Here is a 22,866-nt window from a genome sequence, read left to right on the forward strand (position 1 = left end):
TAGCACAGAGGCCCCGTTAGTACTTTGTCTGATACGTATGGGACTCAAGGAGCCCGTTACGCATACATGGCTTCCCGTTGTTCCTTCACGGCCTCACTATGGATGTAGTCATCGTAACTCATCAGTTTATCGATGATGCCATTAGGTGTCAACTCAATGATGCGGTTGGCAACCGTTTGGGTAAGTTCGTGGTCGCGCGAGGTGAAGAGGATGCTTCCACGGAAATCCACCATGCCGTTGTTGAGTGCCGTAATGGATTCCAAATCCAAATGGTTGGTAGGCTCATCAAACAATAGCATGTTGGCCTGTTGCAGCATCATCCGTGAAAACATGCACCGCATTTTTTCTCCACCGGATAGCACGGAGCATTTCTTGAGTACCTCTTCGCCCGAGAAAAGCATTTTGCCGAGGAATCCGCGAATAAACTGCTCGTCTTTATCCGAGGCTGAATATTCCCGAAGCCAGTCGATCAGATTTTCATTCTTGCCTTCAAAATAGGGACTATTGTCCATCGGAATATCGGCTATACTAATCGTGACACCCCATTTAAAACTGCCGGTATGGTCGGTGTCACGGCCGGTTAGGACGTCGTAGAAAGCCGTAGTGGCCAAGCTGTTCTGTGAAAGAATGGCTATTTTGTCGCCCTTATTCACCATGAAATTGACGTCGTTGAAGAGTGCGTCTCCACCGATTACCTTACCCAATTTTTCGACCTGTAAGATCTGATCGCCGGCTTCCCGTGCCATGGTGTTGAACATGATGGCGGGATATTTTCGGTTGGACGGTTTGATTTCTTCCAGATTGATTTTTTCCAGCGCTTTTTTACGGCTGGTGGCTTGTTTGGATTTAGAGGCGTTGGCGCTGAAACGACGGATGAACTCCTGAAGCTCCTTTACCTTGTCCTCCATTTTTTTGTTTTGGTCGGCGCGTTGCTTCAACGCCAATTGGCTGGATTCATACCAGAAGGTGTAATTACCGGTATATATGGTCATCTTGCCAAAATCAATATCTACGACGTGTGTACAGACGGCGTCGAGGAAGTGGCGGTCGTGCGACACGACCAATACGATCGCTTCATATCCGGCAAGAAAATCTTCCAGCCAAGCAATCGTGTTGATGTCGAGGTCGTTCGTCGGCTCGTCCAGGAGCAAAATATCCGGATTGCCGAAAAGTGCTTGGGCCAATAGTACACGAACCTTTTGGTTCCCGTCCAGTTCCTTTACAAATTTATAATGAAGACCTTCCCCGATGCCCAGATTGCTGAGCAATGTAGCGGCATCGCTTTCGGCATTCCAACCATCCATTTCAGCAAACTTGGCTTCTAATTCGCCTGCCCGTTCGCCATCGGCGTCCGAAAAATCTTCCTTGGCATAGATGGCATCCTTCTCCTTCATGATGTCATAAAGTTCTTTATGCCCCATCATCACCGTTTCGATAACGGAGAATTCATCGAAGGCATAGTGATCCTGTTTTAATACAGCCATGCGCTCGCCAGGGGTGAAGCTTACTGACCCGGTGGTAGGATCTACATCGCCTGAGATGATTTTCAGGAACGTAGATTTGCCGGCACCGTTGGCACCTATGATGCCGTAACAGTTGCCCGGCGTGAATTTAAGGTTGACGTCTTCGAACAATACCCGCTTTCCATAGCGGAGTGACAGGTTGGATACATTAATCATGGGTGCAAAGGTACGGTTTAAAAAGGGAAATCCGATACCTGCTCCAGCTTACCGCGAGATCAGTTCGGTATCCAACACGATATTTTCGAAGTCGTATACAGGATATCGGCTTTCGATGAGCTGAATAAGCATTTCCATGGCGACCTGGCCCATGTTGAAGGCAGGTTGGCGGATGCAGGTGAAGTCCGCCTGCAGTAGATCTAGTACATCGGAATTGGAAAAGCCCGCTACAGCCGGATGTTGGTCTTTTGGGGCTAGCTTGTTGTAACCTGATAGGCATCCCATGCTCAATCGATCGCTGGCGACAAAAACAGCGTCTGGTTTTTCCTCCAAGCTCAGGAAATAACCAACTGCATCTTCTACTTCTTTTTGTATCCTACCACCGTGATGGCAATAACGGATGAGCGTTTCATCGAGCGGAATGCCGTTTTCTTTCAGTGCGGTTTCATAGCCTTCAAGTCGTTCGCCCGTAATTGATAAATGTGGAGCATTGGCCAAGTGGGCAATACGCTGGAAGCCCCGATCGATCAGCGATAGCGTAGCCTTGCGGGCGCCTTCACGGTTGTTGGATGTGACGGTGTGCGTTTCAAAGGCGTCGATAACGCGATCGAAAAAGACGATAGGTAAACCCTGGTCATGTAAATTTATTATGTGCGAAAAATCCTTGGTTTCTGCCGACATCGATATCAATAACCCGTCTATTGCGCGGTTCGCCAAATGTTGGATATTGACCACTTCGCGCTCATAAGCATCGTGGCTTTGTGAAATAATAACGTGATAGCCCTTGCCATAAGCTACCGATTCGATGCCGTCTATGGCATGTGAGAAAAAGCTGTTGGCCACCTCGCATACCACGACACCAATGGAATAGCTTCTGCCTTGGCGCAGACTGGATGCCATTGGATTGCGGCGGTAATGGTGCTTTTCGGCATATGCTAACACCCGTCTTTTGGTCTCTTCGTTGATTTCGTAACTGTCGCTGAGCGCCCGGGAAACCGTGGAGGGTGACAATTCCAAGGCGTGAGCGATGTCTTTTATCGTGATGGGTTTGAACACGGTTACTGCTAAGTTTACATTAAACTACGGATTATACAAAACTACGGAAAAAGGAATGTTTTTGCCAGATATCCTTGCACTTCGTGCATAATATTGTTGCCTGTTCAATTTCTCGTTGCCAGGAGCGCGGTATTCATCCCGAAGGGACGCCCATCGCCGGACATCCAGGTTAACACGTTCGTAAGGAAACTAAAAAGGCGTTCAAAGACGGTCAATAGCGGTTTGCTCCGAAAGGCAATGTGGTTTCGGTATCGATTGCGTAGATTTAAATGTTGGGAAGAATGGATATTTGGTCTGTACGCCCTATTATTGTAAATCGTTGTAAATTGCTCGGATACACAGGCATTTCAGGAGATAAGGTGTCAGGTTATGGAGAGCAAAATGAATGTATACGGAGACGTTCAGTTAAGACGTTAGTATCGCTATAGTCACCATTATAAAAATAAATAAAGATGAAATCAACAAATTCACGCCGAGAGTTTATCAAACAGGCTTCGATAGGAGCCGGTACCGTCGGACTAACCGCAATGGGATTCAGTGCCAAAAGTTATGCAAAGATTATCGGAGCTAACGACCGGGTGCGGGTAGGCATCGTTGGATTTTCCAACCGATTCAGAGGTTCGCTTTTCCCTTGTTTCATGGATCACGCAAAAGCCCAAAATTTTGAATTTGTGGCAGTTTCGGATCTGTGGAACCGCCGCCGTGACGAAGCGTATGCATATGCGAAAGAAAAAGCAGGTATCGAACTTACGAAATACCGGAACAACGACGAGCTGTTTCCCCGTACCGATGTAGATGCCGTGATTATCAGTACGGCGGATTTCCAGCATGCGCTGATTGCGGCCGATGCTGTGCGGAGTGGAAAGGACGTGTATGTCGAAAAGCCGCTTGCCGAAACGTTAGAAGACGCTAAGATCGTAAGGAAAGCCGTGGAGGAAACCGGAAAAATACTACAGGTGGGGTCGCAGAGACGCAGTGCACCCAATTACATCGCTGCGAACGAGTACATCCGGTCTGGCAAATTCGGCGACATAAAAATGGTGGAAATGACCTGGAACGTAAATCAGCCCGGCCGCTGGCGCCTACCGCAGTTAACCAAAGAAATCCGCGAAAAGGATACCGATTGGAACCGTTTTCTGATGAACCGCCCAAAAGTAGCTTGGAATCCGCGTTATTACCTCGAATATCGGTTGTTTTGGCCTTATTCATCGGGAATCTTCGGTCAGTGGATGGCGCATCAAATCGATACCGTACACTGGTTTACAGACCTGCCTCATCCGCGTAGCGTGGTTGCCAATGGAGGTGTGTATCTGTGGAACGATGGTCGTACCAATCCCGATACGCTGACGGCCGTGATGGATTACGGGCCAGCTGACGATCCAAGTAAGGGATTCCAGGTGTTGTATTCTTCAAGGTTTACCAACTCGGCCGGTGGTGTGAAAGAACTGTACTTTTCGAACGCCGGTTCCCTGAATCTGGATACCAATGAAGTGACTTCTGAAGGTGGGTTAACCAGACGGATGGCAGAAGATATGGGTATGAAGGAAAATTTGCTCGAACCATTTACCCTGGCAAACGCAGCGAAAATCGAAACATCCGCCAACACGGGTAGCGATCCGATGACTTCCTTGCACATGTTGAACTGGATGGAGTGCGTGCGGAATCGGAAAAAGCCTAATGCCGACGTTGTGGCCGGATATAATCACTCGGTGGCTAATATCATGGGGCATACAGCGTACGAAACGGGCAAGCGCGTTACGTTCGATGATGAAAAACAAGAAGTGGTGGTTTCTTAGCTCGGATAGGTAATGAAGACAGCAACTTATTTAATGAGTGCGTTGATCGTGTCCGCAGCCTTTGTTGGCTGTGGACCCCTACAGTCGGGACAGTCAAAATCAAGCCAGCCGCAAGACGGGCAGGTCGATCGATTTTCCTTCGTGGAGCATCCCGAGCGCAACAGCATCGATATATTGCTCGACGGGCAACCTTACACCGCATATTGTTATGCCGATAGCTTGAAGAAACCCGTATTGTTTCCCCTGCGTACAAAAGGAGGGAATTTTATTACAAGGGGATGGCCGGTACAACCCCGGGCAAACGAACGGACCGACCATCCGCATCATATCGGATTGTGGTTCAACTATGGCGACGTCAATGGGCTCGACTTTTGGAACAACTCCACGTCCATCCCAACCGAAAAACGAATGGGCTATGGAAGTATTCACCATGCGGCAGTCAATCGCACAGAGAGCAACGGAAACAGCGGTGTGCTTGATGTTACTAAATACTGGCTAGGGCCACAGGGAGACAGCCTTTTGAAGGAAGATACCCGATATGTTTTCCATGTGGAAGCGGATAGCAGTACTTCTATTGAACTGGATATTAAGTTGACGGCGTTGAAAGATGTATCTTTCAAAGATAATAAAGAGGGGGTGCTGGGAATACGTTTGGCCCGTGAACTTGAACATCCGTCTGACCAGCCAGCTAAATTTACCGATGCCAACGGAATTGTCACAGAAGTAACTCAGGCCAATAACGATGGCGTTACAGGGCATTATGTGAGTAGCGAGGGGGCCGAGGGCGATGACGTGTGGGGAACCCGGGGAAAATGGGTGAGCCTCAATGGAACCATCAAAGGGGAAGACGTGTCGCTCGTCATTCTTGACCATTCCGGAAATCCCGGATATCCCACCTACTGGCATGCCCGCGGCTACGGACTGTTCGCGGCCAATCCATTGGGACAGAAGGAGCTAAGTGGGGGGAAAGATGTGCTGAATTTTAAACTGGATAACGGTGCGTCCACCCGTTTTAGGTACAAGGTCTTGATCCATGCCGGAAACAAATTGGATGCTGCCGCCATCAACGATCGGTTTAGGGAATTCAGCGGCCAATAATAAGGTTTGCGTTCCTGTTAGGATTATATTGCAGTGGCAGGGATGATCATGCACTTGCCTGTAATGATTATTTCACCTAATTATTTTTAAATGAATTTACTGAACAGGCAATTAATCAAAGAAAACTCCTTTCCAGACTACCCGGAAAAAGTACTCCAGTTTGGGACAGGGGTATTGCTTCGTGGGTTACCGGATTATTTTATTGAGCAGGCAAATCGAGCTGGATTATTTGGTGGGAGTATCGTGGTGGTGAAATCGACTGATAAAGGAAATACGGATCAATTCGATCGGCAGGATAACCTATATACGCTTCACATCAAAGGACTTGAAAGAGGCAGGGATGTACAGGATGTGTTGCTGATTGCTGCGATCAGTCGGGTCGTCTCCGCAACTAGTGATTGGACGACCATTTTAGACAGTGTTAAGAATCCGGAAGTAGAAATTGTCATTTCCAATACCACTGAGGTGGGAATTATGCTAGATGAGCGGGATAATCCCCTTGCTTCGCCTCCCGTGTCTTTTCCCGGAAAACTGACCGCGGTCTTGTTCGAGCGGTTCCGCGTGTTTAACGGAGCGGAAGACAAGGGAATGGTCATCCTTCCCACCGAACTAATTGATAAAAATGGGGAGGTGCTGCGCGGCATTGTCATCGCTTTAGCGGAACGCCATCAACTAGGAAGTGATTTTATTAATTGGGTGGAAAATTGCAATCATTTCTGCAATACCCTGGTCGACCGGATTGTACCAGGCGCGTTGGGTGCAGCCGAACAGAGACAAGCCGAGGATGAATTGGGCTACAGAGACGAATTAGCCATTATGGCTGAGCCATTTTGCCTTTGGGCCATCGAGTCGTCCCATCCGCGTGTGTCGGAAGTGCTTTCGTTTGCACGCGTCGATAAACGAGTTGTAATAACCGCCGATATTCAAAAGTTTAAAGAGCTTAAATTGCGCTTGCTCAATGGAAGTCACACATTTGCATGTGGATTGGCCATACTCGCGGGGTTTGATACGGTAAAGACGGCTATGGCCGATCCCGTGTTTTCAGCGTATGTAAAGCATGTGATGCACAGTGAAATCATTCCCGCATTGGCGAATGTTGGCATAGACGAGGAAGAAGCATCGGAATTCGCGAACCACGTGATTGATCGGTTCGGTAACCCTTATCTCCAGCATCAATGGCAGAGTATCAGCACAAATTACACATCAAAAATGCGGATGCGAAATTTGCCGACGATTGCTCGTTATATGCAACGATATGGCAAGGTGCCACCTTACATGGCATTGGGGTTTGCAGGTTATTTAAAGTTTATGCAGGCTGCAGAAGGCGAAGAATTGTTCGCAACGTGGGAAGCCGATTTACGGGCATACACTGGGTTTTGGGATGCCGTGAAACAGAACATAACTCAATTGGAAACACGCCCCCTGTTGGACGTGATCAATCAATTGAATGGAAACGAGAAGGCTAGGTAATGGAAAATCGTGTATTGAAGATTCACCCAAGTGATAATGTATTGGTTGCGTTACAGGATCTGAAGGCGGGTGAAAGCATCGGTTATGGTGGCGAAACTTACGTGCTGGTAGAAGATATTAACGCAAAGCATAAATTTTTTACGGAAGATCTGATCACAGGCAGTGCCGTTATTATGTACGGTGTCATGGTGGGGCGTGTACTGCATGATGTGAAAGCCGGGCAATGGATGAATACCCGTAACCTAAGACATGCCACGGAACCCTATGCATACCGGCCATACTCGTACACCTGGGAAGCACCGGAAGTTTCCAAGTTTGAAAGCCGGTCGTTCATGGGCTATCATCGCAGCGACGGACGGGTAGGAACCGCCAATTATTGGTTATTCATCCCCACGGTGTTTTGCGAGAACCGTAACCTGGATGTGATCCGGGAGGCAATGCACAACGAACTCGGGTATACCGTTACAGACAAGTACCGTGCTAAAACACATATACTGCGCGAATTGTACGCGCGGGGTGAAGACGTGACTTCGGCCGACCTGGCGGTAAGGGAATCTGTTGTGCCGGTAGATCGGCTATTCAAGAACGTGGATGGCATCAAGTTCCTTAATCATCAGGGAGGATGTGGCGGTATCCGGCAGGATGCAGCTGTATTGAGTAAATTGCTGGCGGCTTATGCCGACCATCCCAATGTAGTCGGCGTTACCGTGCTCAGTCTTGGCTGCCAAAATCTGCAGGTGCGCGATTTCCTGGACGACCTATACGCGTTGAATCCGAAATTTGATAAACCTCTGCTGATTTTTGAGCAACAGCAGTCGCAAAGTGAAGAGCAACTGATTACCGACGCCATCCAGCAAACCTTTGTTGGTCTCATCGAAGCGAATAAATGCGTGCGTAGACCGGCGTCCCTGAGCAAACTGACCATCGGCGTCAAATGTGGTGGGAGTGACGGATTCAGCGGTATATCGGCCAATCCGGCCGTAGGGCATTGCGCGGATCTGCTGGTGGCCCTTGGCGGAACGGTTTTACTTGCCGAGTTTCCAGAATTGTGCGGTGCGGAGCAGAATTTGATCGATCGGACGATCAATGAAGCAGCTGCTCACAAATTCATTCAGTTGATGAAGGACTACAGCGAAGCCGCCGATCGAGTTGGATCGGGCTTCCACATGAATCCTTCGCCGGGAAATATACGCGATGGACTAATCACGGATGCGATCAAGAGCAACGGGGCTGCAAAAAAGGGGGGAACATCACCGGTTGTTGATGTGTTGGACTATACTGAACGGGCCACAAAACCTGGATTGAATTTGGTCTGCACCCCTGGAAACGATGTAGAAGCTACCACGGGCAAAGCGGCAAGCGGCGCAACACTCATCCTGTTTACCACGGGACTCGGTACGCCTACCGGCAATCCGGTTTGTCCGGTCATCAAGGTGGCAACCAACAGCGTCCTTTCGAAGCGCATGGCCGACATCATCGACATTGATTGCGGTCCGATTATAGCGGGAACGCGAACCATCCAACAGATGGGCGAAGATATATTGGAGTATTGTATACGCGCGGCTTCCGGCGAAGTCGTGCCAAAAGCGGTACAGCTTAATCAAGACGATTTTATTCCTTGGAAGCGGGGCGTATCTTTATAAAAAGCGAAATACGACATGAAGAAATTTTTGGATGAGCAATTTCTGCTGAATACAGATACCGCTCAGATTTTATACCACGGGTATGCGGCAAACATGCCCATTATCGATTATCATTGCCACCTTCCGCCGCAACAAATAGCCGAGAATACGCGTTTTGACAATATCACGCAAGTGTGGCTCAATGGCGATCATTACAAATGGCGTGCAATGCGCACAAATGGCGTCGATGAACATTACATTACAGGAGCGGCATCCGACCGTGAGAAATTTCGCAAATGGGCGGAAACAGTTCCTTATACCATGCGAAATCCACTGTATCACTGGACGCATTTGGAGCTGCAGCGTTATTTTGGTATATCCGAATTGCTGAACAAGGATACGGCTGACCGTATATTTGACGAAACACAGGAAAAGCTCCGGTCGCCGGAGTACCGTGTGCGCGGACTGTTGGAACGCATGAATGTGAAGATCATTTGTACGACGGATGACCCAATAGATACGCTTGACTTTCATCGACAACTGCGTGAAGAAGCCTTTGAAATCCCGGTCTTTCCAGCGTTTCGACCAGACGCGGGGATGAACCTCAGTGATCTGAAAAAATTTAAAGCGTACGTCACCGCTTTGGAAAAAGTATCGGATCGTTCTATCTCGGATTTGGACGATTATTTACATGCGCTCAAATCCCGACACGACTTTTTTGCATCGATGGGGTGCTGTGTGTCCGACCATGGGTTGGAGGAGATTTATGTTGAAGCCTATACCGATGAGGAAATCGGACGCATCTTTGAAAAGGCCTTGGCAGGGCAAGCGGTTTCCGATTCGGAACACCGGAAATTCAAATCCGCCCTGTTGTTCCTATTTGCGCAATGGGACGCCGAAAAGAATTGGGTACAGCAATATCACTTGGGCGCTTTGCGTAACAATAATTCGAGAATGATGGCGAAATTGGGACCCGACACCGGCTGGGACTCCATTGGCGATTTCAGGCATGGGAAAGCACTCTCTATATTCCTCGACAGGCTCGATCGCGACAATCAATTGACCAAAACCATCCTGTACAACCTGAACCCTGCCGATAATGAATTGATGGCGACAATGATCGGAAATTTCAACGATGGGTCAGTGCCTGGCAAAATTCAGTTTGGATCGGGCTGGTGGTTCCTCGATCAAAAGGATGGGATGGTCCGTCAGATCAACGCCTTATCTAATATGGGACTGCTAAGCCGCTTTGTGGGCATGTTAACGGATTCCCGAAGTTTCCTTTCTTTCCCCCGGCATGAATATTTCCGGAGGTTATTATGCGATTTATTCGGAACGGAAATTGAAAATGGCGAGCTGCCCAACGACTTGCCATGGATCGGGCAGGTGATTCAGGATATTTGCTATCACAATGCAAATCGGTATTTTGGCTGGGATAGATTGTCGCGGTGATAGCGAAAACGATTTCGAAGAAAATCGGCAATAAACCGGGTCATTTCAGCAAGTCTTGTTATATTTGGCTGGCGTAAACGTTTACGCCGTATAAATCTAATCATTAAAACTTATATGATGACTTCTAGCCAACGAGCCAGTAAATACAGATGGACGATTTGCTATTTGCTTTTTTTTGCTACCACGATTAATTATTTGGATAGACAGGTGCTTTCGTTGACGTGGAAGGATTTTATCGTTCCGGAGTTTCATTGGACAAATAATGATTATGGAAATATAGCCGCTATCTTTTCGTTGGTGTATGCGATCGGGATGCTGTTTGCAGGACGGTTCGTGGATTGGTTGGATACCAAAAAAGGGTTTATGTGGGCGATCGGTATCTGGTCCGTGGGTGCTTGTTTGCATGCCTATTGCGGGATTGCTACGGCGGGTGTTCTCACAGGCAATTGGTTTGTCGGTTTTGAACAGGCAAAGGAGCTGCTTGGCACGGTCGGCGATGTGGGGAGCATCGTTTCGGTGAGTGTGTCCCTGTTTATTGTTGCGCGGATTGTATTGGCACTTGGTGAATCGGGCAATTTTCCGGCAGCCATTAAGGCAACGGCAGAATTTTTTCCGAAAAAAGACCGCGGATTTGCGACCAGTATTTTTAATGCAGGGTCAACGGTAGGGGCACTGGCCGCACCGGTGACCGTTCCTTTCATTGCGGAGGCTTACGGTTGGGAAGCATCTTTTCTTATTATTGGCGCATTGGGATTCGTCTGGATGGGCTTTTGGCTTTTTATGTACAAAAAGCCGCATGAGCACCCCAAAGTCAATGCCGCTGAGCTGGCTTATATTCAGCAAGATGACGTGGAAAGGCAGCCGTCAACAGAGACAGATCAACCTCATGTGCGTAGAAAAATGTCTTTCTTGCAGGCATTTGGCTACCGGCAGACCTGGGCGTTTGCGGTTGGCAAATTCATGACGGACGGCGTTTGGTGGTTTTTCCTGTTTTGGACGCCCGCATACCTTAGTTCTGTCTATAATTTGGATTCTACCGAAAGCGCGCTGCACATCTTTGTACTCTATGCACTCACATTGCTCTCGATAATAGGGGGATGGTTGCCTACCTATTTTGTGGATAAGAAAGGAATGAATGCGTATTCCGGCCGTATGAAATCGATGCTGATCTTTGCGTTTTTTCCGTTGTTGACACTGCTTGCCCAGCCTCTGGGGTATATCTCCGTATGGATTCCGATATTGATCATCGGTATAGCCGCCGCCGCGCACCAAGCGTGGTCTGCAAATATTTTTTCGACAATCGGCGACATGTTTCCACGGTCAAGCGTTGCAACCATTACCGGAATTGGTGGAATGGCCGGCGGCGTCGGTTCATTCTTTATCAACAAAGGGTCGGGTATGCTTTTCGATCATGCGGCCAACACAAATATGAAATTCATGGGCTTCACCGGCATCGAATCGGGATACTTTATTATTTTCTCCATCTGCTCGGTTTCCTATTTGATCGGTTGGGTGATCATGAAATCGCTGGTGCCACATTATGCGCCGATAACGGATATCGACTGATGAAGTAAACCGTTCGATTTTTTGCTGCCGGCATCGATTTTTTAAATAAGGTTAGGACGGGTATAAAACGACAAAGCCACCGCTTGGGTGGCTTTGTCTATATGATAACGTCTGTTTTAGGAATTTACCAACGGCTCTTTTCCCTACGTTTCCCTCCCGAAAAGTCACGGAAACCGCTACCGTTTTCACGCTTGCGGCGGCCACCGGTATAATCCGATGACCCGTTGCGGAACGATCGGCTGCGTTTTTCTCCGCCGCGGCTGTCCCCTCGTCCTTCTCCGGCATTTTCCACGCGTACACTGCGCCCATTGAATTCAGCGTTTTGAAAACCACTGAATACTTTGTCGACCGAGGCATTTTCAACTTCGAAAAATGTATAGACGCCTTTTAAGTCGATCTTGCCAATGGCTTTACCGCTGATCCGCGTCGTGTTGCAAATGTATCCCAGTATGTCGCCGCGGGTGAAGTCATCTACAGAGCCGAGATTGATGAACAAACGGGTGTAATCCGATTTATAGCCATCGCGGCCAAAGCGCTCAGTCTTACCTTTGCGATCCAAGCTGCGTCCTTCATTGGCGTCTACATTCAGATCCGGTGCATTTTGGTAATACTCCAAAAAGCGGTTGAATTCAAGCGAAGCAAATCGTTTAATGATTTCTTCCTTACTCAAATCCGCAAAGCTCTCCAGGATTTTTGGTAAATACGGATCAATGTGATCATCATTTACCGAAACCTGCTGCACCTTGTTGATCATCGCAAACAACTGGCTTTCTACCACTGTTTCACCCCTTGGTACATCCATCTTGACAAAGGACTTACCAATGACTTTTTCAATCTGGCGTATCTTGCCTAATTCTTTGAGGTTCACCAATGAAAGTGAAATGCCCGTTTTGCCGGCCCGCGCAGTACGGCCGCTCCGGTGTGTGTAGTTTTCAATTTCGTCTGGCAGCGAGTAGTTGATCACGTGAGTGACGTCGTTTACATCGATACCCCGGGCTGCAACGTCGGTAGCTATCAATAATTGCAGACTACGTTCGCGATAGCGTTTCATTACTTTGTCGCGCTGCTGCTGCGACAGGTCGCCATGAAGCGAATCGGCATTATAGCCATCTTTGATCAATGCTTCGGCAATTTCCTGGGTTTCAACCTTAGTCCGGCAGAATACGATACCGAAAATTTCGGGATTTGAATCGACGATGCGTTTGAAAGCCGCATACTTATCCCGCGCCCGGATTACATAGTAGTGGTGTTCAATGTTGACATTTCCACTGTTTTTGGTACCTACGGTCAGTTCATACGGATCGGTCATGTAATTTTTCGCAATCCGCCGTACTTCGGCAGGCATGGTGGCTGAGAATAGCCAGGTTTTTTTCTCGTCCGGAGTGGTGGACAGGATATTGTTGATGTCCTCCTGAAAGCCCATGTTGAGCATTTCGTCAGCTTCATCCAATACAACATACCTTACATTAGAGAAATCGATGGCATTGCGGCCGATGATGTCTAACATGCGGCCCGGAGTGGCCACGACAATCTGCACGCCTCGACGGATCTGCCGCAACTGGTCGCTGATACTTGCGCCACCGTAAACGGCGACCACATGTACATTCGGAATGTTCTTGGCAAATTTTTCGATGTCCTTGGAAATCTGCAGGCACAGCTCACGGGTGGGGCATAAAACCAGCGCCTGTGGGTGCTTCTGCGAAAAATCCAACAATTCTAACAATGGCAAGCCAAACGCTGCGGTTTTGCCGGTGCCTGTTTGGGCTAATCCGACAAAATCGTTGCTGCCTGTCAAAAGTACGGGAACGGCTTGTTCCTGAATGGGAGTGGGTTTCTCGAAACCTAACTCGTTGATGGCATTAACAATATCATGACGGATCCCCAGTTCAATAAATGGGTTCATGAATATTATGTATACAATAGGCACTATTGCCTAAGGCGGTGCAAAGGTACGGTTAATTTATTGAAATTCAAAGTGAAAAGTGAAAATAGCGAAGGGGCGGCATGTGAAGTATCCCAACGGAAAAAAGGCCGATCTGACAATACAGATCGGCCTTTTTCAGCTTTATTTATGATGTTAATATAACGTGAACTCTACCCGCCGGTTTTGTTGGCGGCCTGCTGCAGTGTTATTGCTGGCAATCGGCTGAGTAGGTCCATAGCCAGTGGCTTCAATACGCGATGGATTAGCGCCTTTGCTAACCAAATATGCTTTTACGGCCTCGGCCCGTTCTTTCGAAAGGCGCATGTTGGTTTGCATGGAACCTGTATTGTCCGTGTGGCCGGCCAATTTAAGACTGAAATTCTTCTCGATTAGCAACGCGGCAACCTTATTAAGACTGGGATGAGAAGTCGCACGGATGGTAGCCTTCCCAAGGTCAAATTCCAGATTCTGAATGGCCTCGTCTACAACCCTCCGATCCTCATCGGTTACGGTTATTTGTTGAACAACGGGTGCTTTTGGCTCGGGTAAGGGGCATCCTGATCCATCCACTTTGGTTTTTTCAGGTGTATCCGGACATTTGTCGTATCGGTTTGCTACGCCATCGCCGTCGTCATCTGCAAGGTCGGCGTAAAGGCGTTCCAGTTGTGCGGTGAGTTTTTCGTTTTCCGCTTTCTGGGCGTCAAACGCTGCTTTCTGAGCAACCAATTCGTCGTATTGTTCGGTATACTCTTTTTGCATGGCCGACACAGGGTTGCTGTTGGCAAGGGATGGTTTTGTCCGGTCGCCAAGAGTAAATTCTACGCCTAAATGTGCGTAAGAGAAAATATCTTTCGAGCCGCCGATGCTGGCACCATCAAAATTTGCCGACTGGACCAGGTTGAGCCGGTAGCCTAAATCGATGGCAAAACCGTTGGTTACGGCAAATTTCAGTCCGACGCCACCGGGAATAAAAAGCTCGGTGGTTTGATCATATTCGTTGGTCACCCCGTTTAGTTTGGACGAGGGCTCAAATCCAAGGGCTCCGATACCCGCGTTCAAATAAGGTTTGATTAAACCTTGATGATGCCGCCAATTAATATTGGCTAACGTGATGTGTGCAGATAGGGCGGCCGACCAGGGCAATTTGGTTTCAAACGAATTGTCATTGCGCTCATACGATCCGGACACTTTCCCTCCCAGGTATTCGGCTTGAATGCCAAAGCCGGGTAAAATTTGTCTTTTTACGTAAAAGCCGTAACCGAAATTATTCTCCACTTGATCAAATTTACGGCGTAAACCGATCAGGTTAGACTGATTCAATAGACCACCGTGCACACCGATGGACCACGTCCGGTACTCGGTTTCCGGAGCGAACGGTTTTACCTCATTGACGGTAGGTGTTTGGGCAATTAATTGGGTTGCGGTAAGAATGCTCACAGTTGCAAGCGATACGGATTTGGTAAGATTCATGTTCATACGTAGTAATTCTGTTGATGTATTTTTTTTCATCAACCAAGCAATTAGCGAGCCATTCTTTACCAATAATCCGTTACGGATTCTATCATTTTAATTACGATGGACATAGATTTATTTTAGTATTTGTTAAGGCTTCAGCCAACAGCTGCCATTACGGCATTGTCCGTTTGAAGGGTGAAGTCCTCAAAATTGTATATACACGCTATTTTGCCTAGATTTGCACAAAAAGATTAACACATCCGTTTCAATGACTAGTAGGGAAATCCGTGAAGCCTTTCTGGCTTTTTTTGAAAGTAAAAATCACCATATCGTACCATCTGCTCCGGTAGTTGTCAAGAACGACCCGACCTTGATGTTTACCAACGCGGGAATGAACCAATTTAAAGATATCTTTTTGGGAGAAGCTCGGGCGAATTATTCCCGCGTAGCCGATACCCAGCGCTGTCTGCGCGTGTCGGGTAAACACAACGACCTTGAAGAAGTGGGGATCGACACCTATCACCATACGTTGTTCGAAATGTTGGGAAATTGGAGCTTTGGCGATTATTTCAAGAAAGAGGCGATCCTATGGAGTTGGGAGCTGCTTACCGAAGTGTATAAATTGGACAAAGATAGGTTGTATGTAACCATTTTTGAAGGCGATGAAACGGAGGGCCTGTCCAAAGACAATGAAGCGTATACCTATTGGAGTGAAATTATTGCATCCGACCGCATTCTGTTAGGCAATAAGAAAGATAATTTTTGGGAAATGGGGGACACCGGGCCATGTGGTCCTTGTTCGGAAATCCATGTGGATTGCCGCACGGATGCAGAGCGGAATGCAGTGGATGGAAGGACGCTTGTCAACGCAGATCATCCACAGGTGATCGAAATCTGGAATCTGGTATTTATGCAGTTCAACCGCCAAAAGGATGGTTCACTCCACCCATTGCCGGCGAAACATGTAGATACAGGAATGGGGTTCGAACGATTGGTGCGCGTAATCCAACAGAAAGCCTCCAATTACGATACTGACGTATTCCAGCCTATTATCGATTACGTTGCCCGAAAAGCGAACATACCCTATGGGAGCGATGAAAAGGCGGATATTGCCATGCGGGTGCTGGCAGACCATATCCGCGCCATTAGTTTTACGATAGCCGACGGACAATTGCCATCGAATAATCGGGCAGGATATGTGATACGGCGCATCTTGAGGCGTGCTGTGCGTTACGCTTATACGTTTCTCCATTTCAAAGAACCGTTCCTGCATGAGTTGGTACCGCTTTTGGCGCAACAGTTTGAGGGCGTGTTTGACGAATTAGCTTCCCAACAGGATTTTGTGCAGAAAGTGGTGCTGGAAGAAGAGCAGTCTTTTCTGCGTACATTGGTTACCGGCGTTCAACGTTTTGAAAGCTATGCGAAGGAAAAGCAGGCCGTAACAGGTGATTTTGCCTTTGAATTGTATGACACGTTTGGCTTTCCCATAGATCTGACAGATCTGTTAGCCAGGGAAAAAGGATTGAAAGTGGATATGCAGGGATTCCAACAGGCGTTGGCCGAACAAAGGGATCGCTCGAGGGCTGCTACTGCTATCGATACCGATGACTGGGTGGTGCTACGGGAAAGTGAGGCAACGGATTTTGTGGGGTATGATCAGACGGAAAGTGAAACCGAAATACTCAAGTACCGGAAAGTCACTACCAAGGGAAAAGAACAATACCAATTGGTATTAGCTGTTACGCCTTTTTACGCGGAAGGAGGTGGCCAAGTTGGAGACACCGGCGTACTGGTTTCGCGCCAGACGAATGAAAAAATAATCGTTACAGACACCAAGAAGGAAAACGGGCTCATCGTTCACTATGTCCAATCGTTGCCCAAACAATTGCAAGGAACCTTTAGGGCAGTGGTCGACATTGAAAAGCGACGCGAAACCGAGAATAACCATTCAGCAACGCACCTGCTTCATGCCGCGCTTAAACAAGTGCTCGGAAGCCATGTGAACCAGAAAGGGTCGCTCGTTAATGCCGAATACCTCCGATTTGACTTTTCACATTTTGCCAAGGTTACCGACGAGGAACTTTTACAGATCGAGCGTATTGTGAATGGCAAAATACGGGAAAATATCCCTTTGAAGGAAGAACGGGACGTACCTTTCCAACAAGCTGTTGATGCCGGAGTGACCGCATTGTTCGGAGAAAAATATGGCGACCACGTCCGGGTGATTACTTTCGACGGTCATTTTTCCAAGGAATTATGCGGTGGTACACATGTGCAGGCAACGGGGCAGATCGGTTTCTTTAAAATCGTTGCTGAAAGTGCGGTGGCTGCAGGAGTAAGGCGTGTAGAGGCCATCACCGGGGGTGCGGCAGAGCGCTTTATCGAAGAGCAGGCAAAGACCGTCAATGCATTCAGGGAACTGCTTAATAATCCGAAGGATGCGTTATCGGCATTGAACCGTCTGCTTGAAGAAAATAACGCCTTGCGGAAAGCGGTCGAACGCGCGGTAACGGACAAAGCACTGCAATTGAAAAGGGAGCTGGCCGCAAAGGCAGAGGATATTAATGGCGTTACTTTTATTGCCGGGCGGGTTAACCTCCCCAATGCAGAAGCGGTCAAAACGCTGGCGTATGCGCTAAAAGGTGAAATTGAAAACTTGTTTTTAGTATTGGGGGCTGAAATCAACGGGAAGCCGTCGCTTACGGTGGTCATCTCAGATAATTTAATTAACGAGAAGAGCTGGAACGCCGGTGCCATTGTGCGGGAACTAGCCAAGGACATTCAGGGTGGAGGTGGTGGTCAGCCTTTTTATGCGACTGCAGGAGGTAAGGATCTTGAAGGCTTGCCCCAGGCGTTGGCCAAAGCGAAGGATTGGGTATTGTCGTAGCATGGGGTAAGCTGCGTAAGCTATGGATCAGAAAAAAAGACACGTTAAAAATGAATAGAATTTTCATAATAGGGATTTTGGTGTTCGTGCTCGCGGCCTGTGCCAATGACGAACAGTTCACGATTGAAGGGAAGGTTGCCAATGCGGGGAATGTACGTACTGTGTCTTTATATGAAGGAGATCGGAAGTTGGATTCGGTCTTTTTGAATGAGCAGGGTGAATTCGTGTTGCGGAGGGCGGCGTCCCACCCAAGGTTACTCACGTTGCAAGCGGGCAATCACAAGTATCACTTAATATTGCAAAACGGAGATCGTCTTACTTTCCGCACCGATCTCATGTCAGAAGGGAATACTTACGAAATTTCCGGTTCGCCGCTGTCGGAAAAAATACAGCGTTTTGCCGGTACCATTGCTGAAAAAGAACGGTTTGAAGCGCAATTGGAAACGTCGTTTGCAAGTCAAGCCGCGGGATTGGACGATGCAGCGCTTATGGACCTGCGGCAACAGTTCATGCAGAAATACCGTCAGCACATGCAGGCATATACAGAGGCAACTACGCGGTTTGCGAATGAACACGACGACCTTGCTGGCTTTTTTGCCATGAGTACATTGGATAAGGAGCTAGCGGAGTCGGAGCTGATTGCCTACGCTGATCGGATTTCCGGTAGGTGGGATGATAATGTGCAGGTTAGGCAGTTTGTGGAAGAAATGGCGCGATTGAAGCGATTGGCGATTGGGCAGCCGGCACCCGATTTTGAGTCGCTTACGCCGGATAATCGGCAGGTCAAGTTGTCTGATTTTCGGGGGAAGTATACCTTGGTCGACTTCTGGGCATCCTGGTGTGTGCCCTGCCGTCAGGAAAATCCGAATATCGTGGCGCAGTATCATGCCTACAAGGACAAAGGATTTACGGTGCTGGGCGTCTCGCTCGATGATAACCCAGGGGCTTGGATGCGGGCCATTAAAGACGATGGCTTGGAATGGACGCAGGTTTCCGATTTACAGCAGTGGGGAAGCGAAGTGGTAGGCTTATATCGGATACAGGCTATCCCTACTTCGTATTTGCTTGATCCGCAGGGAAAGATTATTGCCAAAAACCTACGGGGTTCCGAATTGCCAGCTTTTTTAAAGAAAACGTTGGATTAGTGCATAGTTTGTGTTAATGGCGTGTGTTGTTTAACGATTTGTTAATGCTGGTTTAACGGTGATTTGTCAATAAGTACATACTTTAGCAAAAAAAACACGATGAGCACTGCAAAACAAAAGATCCTGGTAGTAGACGACGAACCTGATATCGTGGAGCTGATTGCGTATAACCTCAAGCGGGAGGGCTATCAGGTACATACTGCGTTCAACGGTCAGGAAGCTGTAACGACCGCTAAAAAGATCATGCCGGATCTAATCATCCTCGATGTGATGATGCCCAAAATGGACGGGATCGAAGCTTGCCGTATCATGCGAGCTATGCCGGAATTCAAAAGCACGTTCATGGTGTTTCTTACCGCTCGCAGTGAAGAGTATTCGGAAATTGCCGGATTCAATGTCGGCGCAGATGACTACATAGCGAAACCCATCAAACCACGCGCATTGCTGAGCCGTATCAATGCAATCTTACGGCGGAATGCACCGATGGATGAGCTTCCAAATGAAAAATTGGAAATTTCCGACCTCGTAATCGATCGGGAAGCTTTTTTGGTGTTTAAGAACGGCGAAAAGATCGTGCTTGCCAAGAAGGAATTTGAATTACTCTACTTGCTGGCCTCCAAGCCGGGCAAAGTATACACCCGGGAGGTAATCTTAAAGAATATTTGGGAAGACTCAGTGGTTGTTACCAATCGGACCATTGATGTACATATTCGTAAACTACGTGAAAAAATCGGCGAAAACTATGTTTCTACGGTAAAGGGCGTGGGATATAAGTTTGAAGCCTAAATTACAAACGCCTCATACTCGGGCTTATGGAGGTTACAGCCAGCGGCTTCTGCCGCTTGGTTTGCTTCGTCCAGAAACCGGCCGCTACTGATCAGACGCTGAAGTTTTTTGATATCATTGGCGAAAATGCGATCACGGTCTGCGAACGGAACTTTCTCCCTAACCAGGGCGTGACACGCTTCTAACACCTCTGAAGATCTGCGGGGACGGCGGAAATCCAGCGCTTGTGCGGCATACAGCAATTCAATGGCGAGGATGTATTCGAGATTGTCAATCACTTTATTTAGTTTACGAGCGCCTATCGCACCCATTGAAACATGATCCTCTTGTCCCAGAGAAGTCGGAATGCTGTCAGCACTAGCAGGGAAGCATAATGTTTTATTTTCGGATACCAACGCAGCCGCAGTATATTGAGGTACCATAAACCCCGAATGGAGACCGGCGTCGGGGATCAACAGTTTGGGAAGACCATAACGTCCTTCAATGATAAGGTAGCTTCTGCGGTCGGAAATGTTCCCCAATTCCGCTGCCGCGATGGTCGCATAATCAATCGCGAGGGCTAAAGGTTGGCCATGGAAATTGCCGCCGCTTACCGCCTCATGTGGCCCTAACACGATGGGATTGTCGGTGACTGCATTGATTTCGATCTCTGTAAGTTCCTTGAGATGGAGCCAAGCTGTACGTGAAGCGCCGTGTACCTGAGGCATACACCGTAATGAATACGGATCTTGCACACGACCGCAGTCTGGATGGGAGTTGGCAATTTCGGATGTATGAAGCAATTCCCAGAGACGGCTGGCAACCAGTTGGTTGCCCCGGAAAGGGCGAATTTCATGCAGACGGCTGTCAAAGGGCTTATAAGATCCCATCAGCCCTTCCAGTGACAGCGCTCCGATCAAATCGGCTACTTCCAAGGCATTGTGCATCCGCTGTAAGGCATGTGCAGCGTGGGCCGCAATGAATTGCGTGCCGTTGATCAGTGCCAATCCTTCTTTCGGTCCCAGTTGCAAGGGCGACATTCCATACGCCTTTAAGGCAACTTCAGCAGGCAAAATGCCTCCTCGGTAATAAACTTCGCCCATTCCGATGAGTGGCAGGAATAAGTGGGAGAGCGGAGCTAGATCACCCGATGCGCCGACGGATCCCTGTGATGGAACCACCGGAATGATATTTTGCTCGGCCATCCAGATAATACGCTCCAATGTGCGCAATTGCACGCCGGAATATCCCTGCGCCAACGCATGGGCTTTCATGATCATCATGGTCTTCGCAACGGGAGCCGGAATGGAGTCACCGACACCTGCGGCGTGACTTTGCAGTAGGTTGTGTTGGAGGAGCGTAGTGTCTTCTGCAGAAATGATGGTATCGCATAAAGGACCGAATCCGGTATTGATGCCATAGACCACGTCGCTATGGGACACCATTTCTTTTACAAATGCGGCTGATCGATCCACTTTATGCCTCGCTTTGGCAGAAAGTGTTCCGTGGAGTCGCCCATGCGTGAGCGCTAAAACCGACTTTACGGTAAGTCTGTCAGTACCATATCGAAAATTCTTCATGATAGCGCAACAAGTGATTCGGCAATTCGCTAGCGTAACGTTAGATTACATATGTGCTAGCACAATGATCGGAACTATTCCCTAATTACGCAATAGAAATATGAATTTTTAACTTTACCCCCGTATGTCTATATTCCGGTTTAAACAATTTGCGGTCGATCAGACCGAAAGTGCCATGAAGGTCAATACCGATGGTGTATTGCTGGGTGCTACTGCTTCCATCGCCAATCCCTTGCGCATTCTCGATATCGGTACGGGTACCGGCGTGATCGCATTGATGCTGGCGCAACGGTTTCCCAATGCGACGGTGGAGGCCATCGAAGTGGATGGTCGTTCGGCGAAGTTGGCCGGTGAGAATTTTGCCAGGTCTGTATTTTCGACAAGGGTTTCTGTGCAAGCGGTTGCATTGGCTGATTTTCAACCGGGGGAGGCTTTCGATCTCATCGTTTCCAATCCGCCCTTTTTTCTGCATGCCCTTAAAAACCGTGATCATCGAAAGCAGGTATCCAGGCATACGGATGTATCGTTTTATTCCCAAATGCTAGAGCGGGCAGACAGGTGGCTTACAGAGAGGGGAAGCCTACAGCTTGTCGCTCCCATTGCGTTGGCTGATTGGATTCAGCAACGGGCTATCGGTGAATTTGGAATGGTGGTGCAAGGGCAACGGGATATCAGGTCTTTTGCGTACGACCCACCGATCCGTCGCATTTTTGCCATTGGCAGGACTCCTTTGGTGAGCCCGGGATGGGAAGGTGACTTGGTAATTTACAAAAATAAAGGTGTCTATAGTGACGCTTACCGGTCTTTACTGAAAGACTTTTTTCTGGCATTTTAGGAATCCCTATATTCGCCCTTGTATGATCAGGATCGGATTGCTTTCGGATACCCACGGTTACCTCGATGAGGCGATATTTCAGCATTTTGAGTCATGTGACGAAATCTGGCATGCGGGTGATTTTGGTGATATCGCCGTGGCGGATACCTTGGCAGCTTTTCGGCCCTTGAGGGGAGTTTACGGAAATATCGATGGCAAAGATATCCGTGCCGTTTTTCCGGAACACCTGCGCTTTAATTGTGAAGAAGTGGATGTCTGGATGACGCATATCGGTGGTTATCCCAATCGTTACAGTCCCCAGGTACGGAAGGACATCCAGCTAAACCCGCCCCGACTTTTCATTTGTGGCCATTCGCATATTCTCAAAGTCATGTACGATCAAAAGTTACAATGCCTTCATCTGAATCCCGGCGCGGCGGGGAAACAGGGCTGGCATAAGGTCCGCACGCTTTTACGTTTTAGCATAAACAATAAACGTATCGAAAATCTTGAGGTCATAGAATTAAGGGGTGTTTGATATTATTATTACACTAAGT

Annotated in this window: 16 protein-coding genes; 11 read left to right on the forward strand and 5 right to left on the reverse strand. The window is 48.2% G+C overall.

Annotated elements, in window-relative coordinates; genetic code table 11:
* Positions 1 to 56: 56 nt before the first annotated feature.
* Both ACFQRK_RS17875 and ACFQRK_RS17880 read right to left on the reverse strand, forming a co-directional pair.
* Complete coding sequence (locus ACFQRK_RS17875; protein WP_379009172.1) at positions 57 to 1,679, reverse strand: ABC-F family ATP-binding cassette domain-containing protein; 1,623 nt, start codon at positions 1,677 to 1,679, stop codon at positions 57 to 59.
* Between the two features lie 48 nt (positions 1,680 to 1,727).
* Positions 1,728 to 2,735, reverse strand: a complete 1,008-nt coding sequence (locus ACFQRK_RS17880; protein WP_379009174.1) for a LacI family DNA-binding transcriptional regulator — start codon at positions 2,733 to 2,735, stop codon at positions 1,728 to 1,730.
* A 452-nt stretch (positions 2,736 to 3,187) separates the two neighbouring features.
* Between ACFQRK_RS17880 and ACFQRK_RS17885 the strand changes: the two genes are divergently transcribed.
* The 6 genes from ACFQRK_RS17885 to ACFQRK_RS17910 all read left to right on the forward strand — a co-directional run bounded on the left by ACFQRK_RS17885 (position 3,188) and on the right by ACFQRK_RS17910 (position 11,739).
* Complete coding sequence (locus tag ACFQRK_RS17885; protein WP_379009176.1) at positions 3,188 to 4,531, forward strand: Gfo/Idh/MocA family protein; 1,344 nt, start codon at positions 3,188 to 3,190, stop codon at positions 4,529 to 4,531.
* Between the two features lie 12 nt (positions 4,532 to 4,543).
* Positions 4,544 to 5,629, forward strand: a complete 1,086-nt coding sequence (locus ACFQRK_RS17890; protein ID WP_379009177.1) for a PmoA family protein — start codon at positions 4,544 to 4,546, stop codon at positions 5,627 to 5,629.
* Positions 5,630 to 5,719: 90 nt separating this feature from the next.
* Positions 5,720 to 7,099 (forward strand): tagaturonate reductase, encoded by a 1,380-nt coding sequence (locus ACFQRK_RS17895; protein ID WP_379009179.1) that lies wholly within the window; start codon positions 5,720 to 5,722, stop codon positions 7,097 to 7,099.
* Positions 7,099 to 8,742, forward strand: coding sequence for a UxaA family hydrolase (locus ACFQRK_RS17900; protein ID WP_379009180.1), 1,644 nt, complete (start codon positions 7,099 to 7,101; stop codon positions 8,740 to 8,742). The genes ACFQRK_RS17895 and ACFQRK_RS17900 overlap by 1 nt, the downstream gene beginning before the upstream one ends.
* Before the next feature lie 15 nt (positions 8,743 to 8,757).
* On the forward strand, positions 8,758 to 10,173 hold the full coding sequence (gene uxaC / locus ACFQRK_RS17905) for a glucuronate isomerase (protein ID WP_379009181.1): 1,416 nt from the start codon (positions 8,758 to 8,760) through the stop codon (positions 10,171 to 10,173).
* A 114-nt stretch (positions 10,174 to 10,287) separates the two neighbouring features.
* Positions 10,288 to 11,739 carry an MFS transporter gene (locus tag ACFQRK_RS17910; RefSeq protein WP_379009183.1) on the forward strand — a complete coding sequence of 484 codons (1,452 nt, stop codon included), beginning with the start codon at positions 10,288 to 10,290 and terminating at the stop codon, positions 11,737 to 11,739.
* Between the two features lie 124 nt (positions 11,740 to 11,863).
* On the opposite strand, the gene ACFQRK_RS17915 is transcribed toward ACFQRK_RS17910, so the two are convergent.
* Positions 11,864 to 13,642: a DEAD/DEAH box helicase gene (locus tag ACFQRK_RS17915; protein ID WP_379009185.1), complete on the reverse strand. Its 1,779-nt coding sequence runs from the start codon at positions 13,640 to 13,642 to the stop codon at positions 11,864 to 11,866.
* Positions 13,643 to 13,816: 174 nt separating this feature from the next.
* On the reverse strand, positions 13,817 to 15,139 hold the full coding sequence (locus tag ACFQRK_RS17920; protein WP_379009446.1) for an OmpA family protein: 1,323 nt from the start codon (positions 15,137 to 15,139) through the stop codon (positions 13,817 to 13,819).
* Between the two features lie 247 nt (positions 15,140 to 15,386).
* Here ACFQRK_RS17920 and alaS point away from each other — a divergent pair, with 247 nt between their 5' ends.
* From alaS to ACFQRK_RS17935, 3 genes are all read left to right on the forward strand, one after another.
* Positions 15,387 to 18,005, forward strand: a complete 2,619-nt coding sequence (alaS, locus tag ACFQRK_RS17925; protein WP_379009186.1) for an alanine--tRNA ligase — start codon at positions 15,387 to 15,389, stop codon at positions 18,003 to 18,005.
* Positions 18,006 to 18,055: 50 nt separating this feature from the next.
* Positions 18,056 to 19,150 (forward strand): redoxin domain-containing protein, encoded by a 1,095-nt coding sequence (locus ACFQRK_RS17930; RefSeq protein ID WP_379009188.1) that lies wholly within the window; start codon positions 18,056 to 18,058, stop codon positions 19,148 to 19,150.
* A gap of 99 nt (positions 19,151 to 19,249) precedes the next feature.
* Positions 19,250 to 19,936: a response regulator transcription factor gene (locus ACFQRK_RS17935; RefSeq protein ID WP_379009189.1), complete on the forward strand. Its 687-nt coding sequence runs from the start codon at positions 19,250 to 19,252 to the stop codon at positions 19,934 to 19,936.
* Here ACFQRK_RS17935 and hutH read toward each other — a convergent pair.
* Complete coding sequence (gene hutH, locus ACFQRK_RS17940) at positions 19,933 to 21,495, reverse strand: histidine ammonia-lyase (RefSeq protein ID WP_379009191.1); 1,563 nt, start codon at positions 21,493 to 21,495, stop codon at positions 19,933 to 19,935. The genes ACFQRK_RS17935 and hutH overlap by 4 nt on opposite strands.
* A gap of 124 nt (positions 21,496 to 21,619) precedes the next feature.
* On the opposite strand from hutH, the gene ACFQRK_RS17945 reads away from it, so the two are divergent.
* The gene (locus ACFQRK_RS17945) at positions 21,620 to 22,330 is read left to right on the forward strand and encodes a tRNA1(Val) (adenine(37)-N6)-methyltransferase (protein WP_379009192.1); all 711 of its coding nucleotides are present in this window, start codon (positions 21,620 to 21,622) and stop codon (positions 22,328 to 22,330) included.
* Positions 22,331 to 22,352: 22 nt separating this feature from the next.
* Entirely contained in the window at positions 22,353 to 22,847 is a 495-nt protein-coding gene (locus tag ACFQRK_RS17950; RefSeq protein ID WP_379009194.1) for a metallophosphoesterase family protein, read from the forward strand.
* Positions 22,848 to 22,866: the final 19 nt, after the last annotated feature.

The organism is Parapedobacter sp. GCM10030251 (assembly GCF_042666505.1).
Classification (GTDB): domain Bacteria; phylum Bacteroidota; class Bacteroidia; order Sphingobacteriales; family Sphingobacteriaceae; genus Parapedobacter.